The 12887-nt window shown below is 55.6% G+C and carries 10 protein-coding genes; 4 read left to right on the forward strand and 6 right to left on the reverse strand.

The window, feature by feature from the left end; translation table 11 throughout:
- Positions 1–82: 82 nt before the first annotated feature.
- A complete protein-coding gene (locus F3I44_RS07470) occupies positions 83–964 on the forward strand; it encodes a LysR substrate-binding domain-containing protein (RefSeq protein WP_150010192.1) in 882 nt (293 codons plus the stop codon).
- On the opposite strand, the gene F3I44_RS07475 is transcribed toward F3I44_RS07470, so the two are convergent.
- The 4 genes from F3I44_RS07475 to F3I44_RS07490 form a co-directional block, all read right to left on the reverse strand.
- Entirely contained in the window at positions 922–2586 is a 1665-nt protein-coding gene (locus F3I44_RS07475; RefSeq protein WP_150010193.1) for a methyl-accepting chemotaxis protein, read from the reverse strand. The genes F3I44_RS07470 and F3I44_RS07475 overlap by 43 nt on opposite strands.
- Positions 2587–2803: 217 nt before the next feature.
- A complete protein-coding gene (locus F3I44_RS07480) occupies positions 2804–4324 on the reverse strand; it encodes a carboxylesterase/lipase family protein (RefSeq protein WP_150010195.1) in 1521 nt (506 codons plus the stop codon).
- 431 nt (positions 4325–4755) lie between these two features.
- Positions 4756–6099 carry a VOC family protein gene (locus F3I44_RS07485; protein WP_150010196.1) on the reverse strand — a complete coding sequence of 448 codons (1344 nt, stop codon included), beginning with the start codon at positions 6097–6099 and terminating at the stop codon, positions 4756–4758.
- Between the two features lie 67 nt (positions 6100–6166).
- The gene (locus F3I44_RS07490) at positions 6167–7501 is read right to left on the reverse strand and encodes an aromatic acid/H+ symport family MFS transporter (protein WP_150010198.1); all 1335 of its coding nucleotides are present in this window, start codon (positions 7499–7501) and stop codon (positions 6167–6169) included.
- Positions 7502–7823: 322 nt separating this feature from the next.
- Between F3I44_RS07490 and F3I44_RS07495 the strand changes: the two genes are divergently transcribed.
- On the forward strand, positions 7824–8744 hold the full coding sequence (locus tag F3I44_RS07495; protein ID WP_150010199.1) for a LysR substrate-binding domain-containing protein: 921 nt from the start codon (positions 7824–7826) through the stop codon (positions 8742–8744).
- Here F3I44_RS07495 and smrA read toward each other — a convergent pair.
- A complete protein-coding gene (smrA, locus tag F3I44_RS07500; RefSeq protein ID WP_150010201.1) occupies positions 8741–9307 on the reverse strand; it encodes a DNA endonuclease SmrA in 567 nt (188 codons plus the stop codon). The genes F3I44_RS07495 and smrA overlap by 4 nt on opposite strands.
- A 317-nt stretch (positions 9308–9624) precedes the next feature.
- Between smrA and F3I44_RS07505 the strand changes: the two genes are divergently transcribed.
- Together F3I44_RS07505 and uspE are read left to right on the forward strand one after the other, a co-directional pair.
- Positions 9625–10377 carry an FNR family transcription factor gene (locus tag F3I44_RS07505; protein ID WP_010244686.1) on the forward strand — a complete coding sequence of 251 codons (753 nt, stop codon included), beginning with the start codon at positions 9625–9627 and terminating at the stop codon, positions 10375–10377.
- Between the two features lie 117 nt (positions 10378–10494).
- Positions 10495–11451: a universal stress protein UspE gene (gene uspE, locus F3I44_RS07510; protein WP_150010203.1), complete on the forward strand. Its 957-nt coding sequence runs from the start codon at positions 10495–10497 to the stop codon at positions 11449–11451.
- 47 nt (positions 11452–11498) lie between these two features.
- Here the strand turns inward: uspE and pntB are convergent, their stop codons facing one another.
- Positions 11499–12887, reverse strand: a complete 1389-nt coding sequence (gene pntB, locus F3I44_RS07515; RefSeq protein ID WP_033732759.1) for a Re/Si-specific NAD(P)(+) transhydrogenase subunit beta — start codon at positions 12885–12887, stop codon at positions 11499–11501.

Here is a 12887-nt window from a genome sequence, read left to right on the forward strand (position 1 = left end):
TTATTCAACGGGCTGCGGCTTGAGTCGGCAAGCGAAATGTCGTCATAATAGCCATGACAAAATTGCATAGCTGAGGTCCACCGTGTCACGCTCATCGCTGCCGCTTAATGCCATTCACGCCTTTCTGGTGACGGCCCGTCATCTCAACCTGACCCATGCTGCCCGCGAGCTCTGCCTGACACAGGGCGCGGTCAGTCGTAAGATCGCCGCGCTGGAGCAGTGGCTGGGCGTGACGCTGTTTGACCGCCATGCGCGCGGGCTGCGGCTGACCCCGCAGGGTGCCGCGCTGCTGCCTGAACTCAGCCAGGGCTTTGAGCTGATGGTTCAGGCCAGCGAAAAGGTCCGTCGCAGTCAGGTCAGCCTTCGCCTGAAAGCGCCGACCTGTGCCATGCGCTGGCTGGTGCCGCGGCTGATGGCGCTGGAGCTTCACCGCCCTGAACTGCATGTGGCCCTGACCACCACCCTGGATCATGCGGCGCAGCTTGAAAACTTTGATGCGGCGATTGTCTATGGCAAGCCGCATCCTGATGGCATCTGTCTGTTCAGCGAGTCACTGACGCCGGTGATGGCCGCTGATCAGCCCTGCCCGGACACGATGGCAGCACTGGCCGCAATGACCTTTTTGCATCCCACGTCAGACACGCGTGACTGGCAGTGCTGGTTACAGGCGCAGCAGGTAACGCTCAGCATGAAGCGAAACCAGCATTTTGCCACGATGGACTTAGCGATTAGTGCAGCAATTCAGGGGTATGGCGTGGCGATTGCCGACAGCAATCTGGTGGAGAGTGATATCGCCAGCGGCAGGCTGATTAAGCCGTTCCCTGGCGAGGTCAAAACCGGAGCCGTATACAGTTTACTGCAACGGCCCGCGCAGGATGCGCCACCGTCCCTGACGGAACTGGTGGCGTGGCTCTGCAGGGATCAGAACGTCACCCAGTCGCCATTATCAGCAGGTTTCGCCTGAGGTGCACTCTGCGCAGGCGCTTTTGGGGCAGCCGGTTTATTGCTGACGGCAGGTGAAGCCGGACGGTTGCTGGAAAGGCGGAATTTCGACACAGAGGCCTGTAGCGCTTCCGTCTGCAGCGCCAGCGCACTCGCGGCGGCGGAGACTTCCTCGACCAGTGAGGCGTTCTGCTGCGTCACGCTGTCCATCTCGGTAACCGCGGTGCCCACCTGAGAAATGCCCTTGCTCTGCTCTTCCGATGCAGAAGCGATCTGTTTCATGATCGCATCCACATCCTGCACCGATTTCAGAATGTTATTCATGGTGCCGCCCGTCGTGCTGACCAGCTCCGCGCCTTTTCCTACACGCTGCACCGAGTCTTCAATCAGTGTCGCAATCTCTTTGGCGGCGTTGGCGCTGCGCTGCGCCAGGTTACGCACTTCAGATGCCACGACCGCAAAACCACGTCCCTGTTCGCCGGCACGTGCCGCTTCGACCGCGGCGTTCAGCGCCAGGATGTTGGTCTGGAAGGCAATGCCGTTAATCACGTTGGTAATCTCAGCAATCTTCTTCGAGCTGCCGGAGATGCCATCCATGGTGCTGACCACTTCACTCACCAGCTGACCGCCACGTTGTGCCGTGGTGGTGGCGGTTTCTGCCAGCAGGCTGGCCTGACGAGCGTTATCGGCATTGAATTTCACTGTGGCCGTCAACTGCTCCATGCTGGCCGCAGTCTGTTCCAGCGCAGCGGCCTGCTCTTCGGTACGTGAAGAGAGGTCATTGTTACCGGCAGAAATCTCTGCAGCACCGCGCGAGATGTTCTCGGTGCCGCTGCGAATGGCGCTGACCGCTTCACGCAGGCTATCCTGCATAGCGCTCAGCAGCGGCACCAGTTTACCGACACAGTTGCGACCGAAATCCGCTACCGGCTGGCTGAGATCGCCTGTCGCGATCACCGCGAAGTGGGTACGAATACTTTCCAGCGGACGAACCAGCATCGCCACCAGATAGCGGTCTGTAAACAGCAGAATCAGCAGGCCAATAATTACCGTGATGGTAATAATCGTCTTGGTCATCGCGGTGAGGTGATCAACTTCAACCCGGGTTTTGTCCAGTTTTTCGGCTGCGCCCTGGTTAAACTTCTCTGCGCTGACACCAAAGGCACGACTGAGCGGCGGGGTGACATTGTTTGCCTGCTGGCGATACGCATCCTGTGAGGCCTGGCGGGCCAGTTGCAGTTGTGGCGTCACGCCCTCATCCAGCAACTTTTGCCAGCTCTGAATTACGCCGTCGACGACTTCCGGATTCATCGGACCGGGTGCAAGCTGTTTAAAGCGCGCCAGTTGCTGAGTCATGCTGTCCAGCGCCTGCTGCACAGGGGCATAGGCCTCATCAGTCAGCGTTTTACCTGCTGCTTTGCTTTCCATTACGCGGGAAAGGCGCGTGATAACACGAAAATATTGATCGTTGCCTTTGCTCAGCACCGTCATTTGCTCAACCAGATGACGGTCAACATTGTTGCCTTCGCTGAGCGCGCCAAGCGAGTGGATGCTGTACAGCCCGACGCCGCTCCACAGTAAACAAAACAGGCCCAGAATAGTGAGCATCACTGCGCGAATGGTAAAATTTTTGAGCATTCCCATACCAAAATCCTATACACGTTGACCCGCAAGCGTCGGGCATAGGAGATTTATCGGCATGAGATAGTGAAAATGTAACTGTTTTGTTACCTGATTTTTTACAGCGTCCTCATGCGTGAATTTTTTGAAAGATAAATAATTTCAATAAATTACGCTTTATAACGCAGAAAAATTCCATTCGCGCAGTTTAATGGTTAGCAGATTAACTATCACCTCCGGCCTATAGCCGGACCATGCGCGTCATCAACAGCCTGAAAAGACGCATACGGGCGCGCATAAAGTTTCGCTTCAAAACAAGTCCGTTTTTACGCTCATTTCCAAGTGACATTGTCACGTCATTTCCGGGATGCCAGGCTGGCCAGACAACCTCGCCTTCAAGCTGATGCTTATATTCCGTGGCGTCACGGGCGAAAGTAAACCAGTATTCGCTGACACGGGCCGCAAAAGCGCGATCGGCTTCACTGAATGGCCGCGCTTCATTGGGATCCGGCATCTGACTCAGGGTGTTAAGGACATAAGGCACTTCATTGCCGTGCCAGGTGCCATGAGGATAGAGGTCGCGAGCGTGCTCAGAAACATAATCGAACCAGTAGCGCCAGCCCGGCATGCCGGCATTGTGCTGCGCGCGCATCACCAGCCAAGGCACAAGGCTGAAAGCCATATCACGCGCCACGGCACGTCCCAGCAGCTGATCATCATGGATGTCATACATCCATTTCAGCGTCCGATAGGTGAGCCGGTTTTTATTGCGCAACTGATGCAATACCGCGGTGGCATCCACGCCAAAATATTCCAGCACGCTGGCTTCATCGCTGTTACTGCCCGCCATCAGCGGCAGGCGATGCTGTTTTGCTGCCATAAAGGTTTTCAGCATCGGCTCAGGCAGCACGGCATCACCGGCAATCGGCACCGGCGGGATCGCCAGTGCCCCTTCCAGCGACCAGAAGGCATCGGCAGGCAGTGCGCGTAACACATCAGCGCTGGCATCGGGTGGCAGACCAAAATGGCGGGCTACCGCTATTCCCTGCTGACGCGCTTTTTTCAGCGGCGTATCCGGCAGGCTATAGGCACTTTGCACAATCCCTTTATGAAACAGTCCTTCTGCCAGCGGTGAACAGCAGAGGGAGAGCACGCTGCGCGCGCCAGAGGATTCACCGAAAAGCGTCACATTGCGGCGGTCGCCACCAAAAGCTGGAATGTTGCGCTGCACCCACTGCAGTGCGGCAATCTGATCGAGCAGGCCAAAATTGGTTACCGTACCCGTAGCAGGGTATTCAGCATCCAGTGAAGGATGGGAGAAGAAACCGAGGTGACCCAGCCGGTAGTTCAGCGTGACCACCACTGCACCACGTGAAGCCAGCGGCTTGCCGTTATACGGTGCCAGCCCGCCACCACCGATGGTGAAGCCTCCACCATGCAGCCACACCATTACCGGCAGCGGCTTTGACGGCGCAACATCGGGCGTCCAGACATTCAGATAGAGGCAATCTTCACTAAACTCACCGGGATCGCCACCGCCCACCGCCTGACAGTATGTGCGATTTTGCCAGCCGGAAGGCCCAAATGCGCTGGCATCGCGCATCTGATGCCAGGGCGTGACCGGCTGTGGCGGACGCCAGCGCAGCGCGCCAACCGGAGCCGCCGCATAAGGTATACCTTTGAATACGAAAAGGTCATCGTCCATGCATCCACGCAACTCCCCCTCGGCCGTCATGATCCTCAGACCTGTTTCGTTTTTCATTCCTGTTTCCCTGTTTAGACGTTCCTCCATTATTTGCAGGCCCGCCACCATTGTCCAGGTACAGAGGGGATTTGCAGAATATGCCGAAACGTCAGAGGTGAGCATGAACATGCTCGTCAACAGGTTCAGAGCGCCAGTTGTAGCCAGGCTTAAACAATGTTTATCCTTTTGCCCGCGATAAATGGCGTGCCAGTGCGTCGCTGAGCGATATCCAGCCGTGAACCGGGTCAGTTCTGCGAGCGTGAAGCAGTCAGATTGTTAATTGATTAAGATACTTACGCCGCGAAACCTGCGCTGGCAGGTAAAGCGTCCTTTTTCTGTTCAGAAGCAAGGATATTCTTCCTTATTGCACAGCTTCAGGACCATAAGCGTTGGCAAAACCGACTTAATAAAAGGGTTGCGGGCAACCGGGTTGTTGCCCGGAGAGTGAATCAGGCCGTCTGTATTCCGCACTGCGCCAGCGAGCGCTGCTGTCGTTCTTCGTACAATGCCATCTCATCCAGCACCGCAAAGCCCAGCGCTGCTTCAAACGCCTGCCGGCTCGCCTGTCCCGCCAAACGGACCTGCGCCCGATCGCCGAGGTTGGACTGAAAAATTCCCGCCGCGCTGACGGGCAGAAAATCTTCATAGACGATCGGGTCTGCCAGCACACGCCCCTCCCTGATCAGATCCTCCAGCGCTTCCCCCTGATCCGGCGGCGTCGCGACGCCCTTTTCACTCAGGCGATAGTGGAACCAGGCCAGCCCCTGCTGGCGTAGTGTGGTTTCATCGTCGGGGAAGTCCCGGAAAATGGCCGCCAGATGTTGCTGGTGCTGCTGATTGTCCTGACCGCTGCCCGCCTCGCTGAGCAAGCGATCGTAGAGCGCACGACCTGCAGGCGTCAGCGCCGCGCCGCGCTGCTCAATTTCACCGAAGCGCGCTGTGTGGGTGCCCTGATACCCGTCCTTAAAGATGATCGGCTCTTCCAGCGCTTTGAAGCTGGTCTGACGCAGCAGGATCGGCACCTGACGACGCGGTGGTCCCTCAATCAGGATTTTCGGATCGATTCCACGTGACGGCATCAGTTGCTGGACGCGGTCGATATCGAGCGTGCGCGGGGTCAGGTGGTTGATGTGGCAGCCGGGAAAGCAGACGACATCTGCGATCAATCGATGCTGCTGGTTCAGCGCCTGATAGGTCTGACTGTCCACGCTGCTGTGGGCGTGCCAGCGGAAGGTTTCAAGTGCTTCGGTAACAAATTCGGTGGCCTGATCATCGGTTAATCCGCCCTGCTGCTCATGCAATTGCAGCAGCGCCCGGCAACGGGCGGTGAAAATGTCGCGTGCGGCCAGAATCTCCGCCGCCTTTTCACGCAACGCGGAATCGTCAATCAGTTCAGGACGCAACAGTGACGTAAAGACCCGGAAAGGATTGCGCCGCAGCGCCGTATTGGTGACCGGCCGGAACGCTGTGGAGTGGACCGGCACACCCGCCTGAGAGAGATCGTAATAGCCCACCGGGTACATTCCCATCACCGCAAAAAGCTGCCGCAGCGTGGCTAATTCGTCTGCCGTGCCGACGCGGATTGCGCCGTGCCGCTCAAGGCTGAGTCGGTCAATTTCATCGGCGGCCGTGAGACGATCTTTCAGCGCGATATCGGCTTCCAGCGTGCGCTCGTTGACGGTGGCGACCAGTTGCATCAGCGTGCCATACTGCGGCACCTCCTGCTGATACATCGCTGACATCGCCTGAGAGAAACGGGTGCGGATGAGATCCGCGCTGATAAACTTGTCCATCTTATCCACCTGACACCATGAGCGTTGCTGCTAATGTAATGCAACGCGCTGGCCTCAGTGGAAAAAATCACGAATCTGTGATCGGCTTAAAGCCATAGCGATTTTTTAACAGCAGCATCAGGGTGGTGATCACAGCCGGTATCGCCAGCAGCAGAAAAATAACGCTGAAAGACCAGCCGAGTGACAACATCTCTGCACCAACGAAGGCGCTCAGGATTGCGCCGATGCGACCCACACCATGCATCCAGCTGGAGCCGGTGGCGCGTGCGTGTGTAGGATAGTAGCTGGCAGATAATGCATTCATCCCGGTGTTGGCACCGTTGAAACAGAAGCCACTGCAGAAGGCGATCGCGCTCATCATCCCTACTTCGGCGGGCGAAAAGCCAAGTGCCACAATAAACAGTCCGCCGCAGCCGTAGATGACCGCCAGCGCCAGATTGGCGTTGAAGCGATCCATCATCCAGCCCGCAAAGAGTGAACCCAGGGTTCCGCCAGCCTGATACATGGCAGTGATAACAGCCGCTTCGGTAACTGACATGCCCAGGGTATTCACCAGAGACGGCAGCCAGCTGCCAATCAGGTAAACCATGAACAGCCCCATGAAATAGCCACCCCACAGCATTGTGCTGCCAAACAAATAGCGGCGCGACAGGACGGTGCTAATCGCGCCGCCTGCCGGCAATGTTGCTTCAGGCGCGTGAAATGCGCAATCGGGCGCGGTTTTGCCCGGCATCATCCGTTCAAGAATGGCGTGAATGCGGGCAGCGGGTGCGCCACGACTGATAAGAAAACGCACCGATTCCGGCAGGCCGCGGATCAGGAATGGCAACACCAGCAGCGGCAGAATGCCACCCAGCAGCAACACCGAGTGCCAGTTATAACGCGGTAACAGCCAGGAGGCAGCAAATCCGCCGCTGGCGGCACCGAAGGTAAATCCGCAGAACACGACAGTAATAATGAAGGCCCGTCTCCGCTCAGGCGCATATTCCGCCACCAGCGTGCCGACGTTGGGCATTGCCGCACCTAGTCCCAGACCGGTCAGGAAGCGGAATAGCATCATCTGCTCGATGTTCTGAGACAGCGCTGTTGCCAGTGTCCAGAGACCAAAAAAGAAAACGCTGAGGATAATCATCATACGTCGGCCATAGCGGTCAGCCAGAGGCCCTGCCACCATGGCACCCAGCGCCAGCCCGATCAATGCTGCGCTGATGACAACGCCGAGCTGATGATTGGTAACGCCCCATGCAGCTTTAAGTGTTGGCGCAATAAATCCCATGATCGCAATGTCCATGCCATCGAGTGCCACCACAATAAAACAGAGCGCAATGAGCCGTTTTTGCCAGTGGCTCAGGCCCTGCTGGTTGATAAGCTGGCGGACATCTACCGCCCCGATGCTGGTCAATGAACACTCCCTGGCAATAGCGCAATCTGGCATCAGATTAAGTAAAAAAAACGGCGCTTATGATAGCCCATCGTTAACCTTAAGCGGTCAGATTTTTATATGATAGTGAGAATTATTCAAATTTAAAGCGTTAACCTCTTGATATAGCGTACTCTTGGTAACTACCGGGTGAGTGCCAATCTGAAATGAGTGCTTCTTAATCAATGAGTTAACGGATAAAGTTGCCATTCTGCCTTGTTTGTTAAAATAAATTTGCAGCAAAGTTAACAAAATTCATTTTAAACAGTTGCCTGTAAGCGGTCATTCTCATTAAGTTTAGGGTATGGAAAAAAATATCCTTTTCAATCAGCGCATTCGCTTGCGCCATCTTCATACCTTTGTTGCGGTCGCGCAACAAGGCACACTGGGCCGGGCAGCGGAGACGCTGAACCTGAGTCAGCCTGCTTTGTCCAAAACCCTGAATGAACTGGAAGAGCTGACGGGCGTTCGTCTCTTTGAGCGGGGTCGCCTGGGTGCCCAGCTCACTACGATGGGAGAACAGTTTCTGACGCATGCGGTGCGGGTACTTGATGCGCTGAACCACGCCGGACAGAGCTTTAATGAGCAGCCGGGCGATGCACCGGTGATTATCCGGCTTGGCGCACTGACCACCGCTGCGATGGGCATGCTGCCCCGCATCCTTGATCGTTTTCATCAGCTACAGCCTAACACCACTATCCAGGTGGCGACGCTGCATAACAATGTGTTACTGGCGGGATTACGCGGCGGCGAGTTTGACATTGGCATTGGCCGGATGGCGGACAGCGACATGATGACAGGGCTGACCTATGAACTGCTGTTTCTGGAGTCACTGAAGCTCGTGGTCAGACCCGAGCACCCATTGCTGAGTGACAACGTCACTCTATCGAGGGCGATGCAGTGGCCGGTTGTGATCTCCCCGGAAGGCACCGCACCGCGCCGGATTGCGCAGCAGATGCTTGACGAACAGGGCTGCACGCTGCCCCCCCATTGCATTGAAACGTCGTCGACTTCACTGGCGCGCCAGCTGGCGCTCCGCTACGACTACATCTGGTTTGTGCCGTCCGGCGCGATTAAAGAAGACCTCAGCCATAACGCGGTCTGTGCGCTGCCAATTAACTCCTCCGGGCCAGGCGAACCGGTGGGCATCATTACCCGTACTGGCGCAGAGCTGAGCCTGAGTGCTGAGGTGTTAATGTCCACCATTCGTAAGTTTCACAGCTAGCGGCTGCGTTTCGCATGCCGTTCGCGGTTTTCAAGGCGCGCCTTATCGGTTTTCCTCAGTCCCACATAGAGCGCCCCGGCTCCGCCATGGCGGGTTTGGGCTACGCAAAAAGTCTGTACGTCATCAAACTGCTGTAACCAGCGTGCCAGATAGCTACGCACAATATTGGCATGTGATTCGTCATCACGGCCCTTGCCATGAATGATGAGCAGATTTCGTAAGTCCTGCTTTTGCGCCTGCATCATAAAGTTAAACAGCGCCTGACGGCAGGTCTCCACCGGTTGCCGCAACAGGTTGAGACTGGCATCCAGTTTGTACTCACCCCGACGCAGTTTATCCAGAATACCCTGCTGTATGCCATCGGCTTTATACTCCAGCGGTGTGTTAAGCGGGACAATCTCCAGATAACCCCGTGTCAGGAAATTCTCCTGCTCAGTATCGCCTGGTGGTTTACGAGGCGCTTTAGTCGAGGGCGACTTAAGCCATAAGGTTGTGGTGGTGTCTTTTAACGGCGTGACATCGCCCATGGCATCCCGAAAGAGATCGTTGTCATCAAGGTTCATGGTCTTCTCACACCTGATTAAAATTGATGGAACCTATAAAACAGGCCTAAACAGTTAGCGTAGCAAAAGCTGCAATCACCGGACTCCCCCGCTTTCACCCATGTTGCCGCTGATGAAAATGTGGGTGACAGATCACAAAAGCGGAAACTTTTCGTGACAGTCAACGGTAACGGCAATCTGAGAAGCCCGTCACATCTGCGTTTGTCGATGTGTGCTTCATCCATGATGTTTGTGGGTGTAAAACTGCTCGGATGAGTTCCCTTCAGCACAAAAAATGTTAAAATTGACCCCAGTCAATAATCGTCGAGCAAACCATTATGATCCCTGAAAAACGCAGCATTCGTCGTATTCAGTCGGGCGGTTGTGCCATTCACTGCCAGGATTGCAGCATCAGTCAGCTCTGCATCCCCTTCACGTTAAATGAACATGAGCTGGATCAGCTCGACAATATCATTGAGCGTAAAAAACCGATTCAGAAAGGGCAAACTCTTTTCAAAGCAGGCGACGAACTGAAATCTCTGTATGCCATTCGTTCCGGCACAATCAAAAGTTACACCATTACCGAGCAGGGCGATGAGCAAATCACCGGTTTCCACCTGGCGGGGGATCTGGTCGGCTTTGATGCCATCATGGGTTCCAGCCATCCCAGCTTTGCACAGGCGCTGGAAACTGCAATGGTCTGTGAAATCCCGTTCGAAACGCTGGATGATCTGTCAGGAAAAATGCCTGCCCTGCGTCAGCAGATGATGCGTCTGATGAGCGGTGAAATCAAAGGCGATCAGGATATGATCCTGCTGCTGTCGAAGAAGAATGCCGAAGAGCGCCTGGCGGCGTTTATCTGGAACCTTTCCCGTCGCTTCGGCCAGCGCGGTTTTTCACAGCGTGAATTCCGCCTCACCATGACACGTGGTGACATTGGTAATTATCTGGGCCTGACGGTTGAAACCATCAGCCGCCTGTTGGGTCGTTTCCAGAAGTCCGGCATGCTGGCGGTGAAAGGAAAATACATCACTATTGAAAACCACGCCCTGCTGGAAGAGTTAGCCGGTCAGAGCCATCAGGCCGCCTGATCCGCAGCCGGATCAATAAATCTTATTTTGTTGATCCGGCAGTAACTTTTTCCCTTCTTCCGCTGTGCAACATAGGCTATCTTTATTCCAGTCGCTCTGGTTTAAGGAGAACGCCTCATGTCCCAGTACCAAAATATTCTGGTCGCCATTGATGCCCAGCAAGACGATCAGCCCGCGCTGCGACGTGCGGTCTATCTGAATCAACGCATTGGCGGAAGGATCAAAGCTTTCCTGCCTATCTATGATTTCTCATACGAGATGACCACCCTGCTTTCGCCTGACGAACGCGCATCAATGCGCCAGGGCGTCATCAGCCAGCGCACTGAATGGATCCGTGAGCAGGCCCGGGCTTATCTGGATGCCGGTGTCGAAATTGACATCAAAGTGATCTGGCACAACCGCCCTTTTGAGGCCATCATTCAGGAAGTGCTTGCCCATCAGCATGACCTGGTGCTGAAGATGGCGCATCAGCATGACCGGCTTGAATCCGTGATCTTCACCCCGACCGACTGGCATCTGCTGCGTAAATGCCCGTGCCCGGTCTGGATGGTCAAAGATCAGCCGTGGCCGGAAGGCGGTAAAGCCATTGTCGCGGTCAATCTTGCCAGTGAAGAGCCACATCACGATGGCCTGAATCAGAAGCTGATTCGTGAAACGGTCAAACTGGCAGAAAAAGTGAATCAGACCGAGGTGCACCTGGTCGGCGCTTATCCGATTACCCCTATCAACATCGCTATCGAATTGCCCGACTTTGATCCCAGCGTCTATAACGATGCTATTCGTGGTCAGCATCTGGTGGCGATGAAAGCGCTGCGGCAGAAGTTCTCGATTGGTGAAGAGTTTACGCATGTGGCTAAAGGCCTGCCGGAAGAAGTCATCCCGGATCTGGCGTCGCATCTCGGTGCTGGTGTGGTGGTGTTAGGTACCATAGGACGCACCGGCCTGTCGGCAGCCTTCCTGGGTAATACGGCGGAACAGGTGATTGATCATCTGCGCTGCGACCTGCTGGCGCTCAAGCCTGACGATTTCAAATCGCCGATTGATCTGGATGATGAAGAGGATGAGGAGGATTAATTCTCCCCTGATTGAAGACGGGCGGCTGATTAGCCGCCCTTTTTTTATTACAGCGCTTTGAGAATGGCTTCCACGCTGGCTTTGGCATCGCCAAACAGCATTTGGCTATTCTCTTTGAAGAACAGCGGATTCTGCACCCCGGCATAACCGGTGTTCATTGAGCGTTTAAACACCACGACGTTGTGCGCTTTCCACACTTCCAGTACCGGCATGCCGGCAATCGGACTGCGGGGGTCATCCTGCGCCGCCGGGTTAACCGTGTCATTGGCACCGATGACCAGCACCGTGTCGGTGTCGCTGAAATCGTCGTTGATCTCATCCATCTCCAGCACCACGTCATAAGGAACTTTGGCCTCGGCCAGCAGCACGTTCATGTGACCTGGTAAGCGCCCCGCCACCGGATGGATGCCGAAGCGCACGTTGATGCCGAGTGCACGCAGTCGGGCAGTAATTTCCGCGACCGGGTACTGCGCCTGCGCCACTGCCATACCGTAGCCTGGGGTGATAATCACCGAGCTGGATGCCTTGAGCATCTCTGCGGTTTCTTCAGCTGTGATCTCACGATGCTCGCCCGCTTCCTGACTTTCATCGCCGCTGCTGACTTCAGTCCCAAATCCACCCGCGATCACGCTGATGAACGAACGGTTCATCGCTTTGCACATGATGTAGGAGAGAATTGCACCCGACGAACCCACCAGCGCACCGGTTACAATCAGCAGATCGTTGCTCAGCATGAAACCCGCTGCGGCCGCAGCCCAGCCTGAATAGGAGTTCAGCATGGACACCACGACGGGCATGTCCGCGCCGCCGATAGAGGCAACCAGATGCCAGCCAAACGCCAGCGCAATCACTGTCATCAGGAGCAGTGCAAATACCTGAGCACCCGTGCTGCTGGTGTTAACAAACCACAACAGCAGCAGGAACGAGACGACCAGCGCCAGCAGATTCAGCTTGTGACGATGCGGTAACGCCAGCGGTTTTGAAGAGATTTTGCCGCACAGCTTGCCAAACGCTACCAGCGAGCCGGTAAAGGTGACAGCACCGATAAAGATACCGATAAACACTTCGCTCAGATGGATATTCTCCATCACAGCGGGCAGGCCAGGCGCGTGGTCAATATAGCTGTTGATACCGACCAGTACCGCGGCCAGGCCGACAAAACTGTGCAGAATCGCGACCAGCTCCGGCATTTCTGTCATTTCGACTTTCTTCGCCAGACGAATCCCTATAGCGCCGCCAATGACCATCGCCAGCAGGATCCAGACAACGTTGCCGCTGTCCGGGCCAAAGATGGTGGCAACCAGTGCAATCGCCATGCCGCTGATGCCAAAAATATTCCCGCGCTTTGAGGTCTCGTGACGCGAGAGACCCGCGAGGCTACAGATGAACAGAATTGCAGCCACAATATAGGCTGCAGTGACTAATCCGCCAGACAT

This window comes from Pantoea sp. F_5 (assembly GCF_008631595.1).
GTDB lineage: Bacteria > Pseudomonadota > Gammaproteobacteria > Enterobacterales > Enterobacteriaceae > Pantoea > Pantoea gossypiicola.

Coding starts and splice junctions, on each gene's coding strand:
- F3I44_RS07475 (WP_150010193.1), bottom strand. CDS start 2,586: ATGGGAATGCTCAAAAATTTTACCATTCGCGCAGTGATGCTCACTATT.
- F3I44_RS07480 (WP_150010195.1), bottom strand. CDS start 4,324: ATGAAAAACGAAACAGGTCTGAGGATCATGACGGCCGAGGGGGAGTTG.
- smrA (WP_150010201.1), bottom strand. CDS start 9,307: ATGAACCTTGATGACAACGATCTCTTTCGGGATGCCATGGGCGATGTC.
- F3I44_RS07495 (WP_150010199.1), top strand. CDS start 7,824: ATGGAAAAAAATATCCTTTTCAATCAGCGCATTCGCTTGCGCCATCTT.
- pntB (WP_033732759.1), bottom strand. CDS start 12,887: ATGTCTGGCGGATTAGTCACTGCAGCCTATATTGTGGCTGCAATTCTG.
- F3I44_RS07505 (WP_010244686.1), top strand. CDS start 9,625: ATGATCCCTGAAAAACGCAGCATTCGTCGTATTCAGTCGGGCGGTTGT.
- uspE (WP_150010203.1), top strand. CDS start 10,495: ATGTCCCAGTACCAAAATATTCTGGTCGCCATTGATGCCCAGCAAGAC.
- F3I44_RS07485 (WP_150010196.1), bottom strand. CDS start 6,099: ATGGACAAGTTTATCAGCGCGGATCTCATCCGCACCCGTTTCTCTCAG.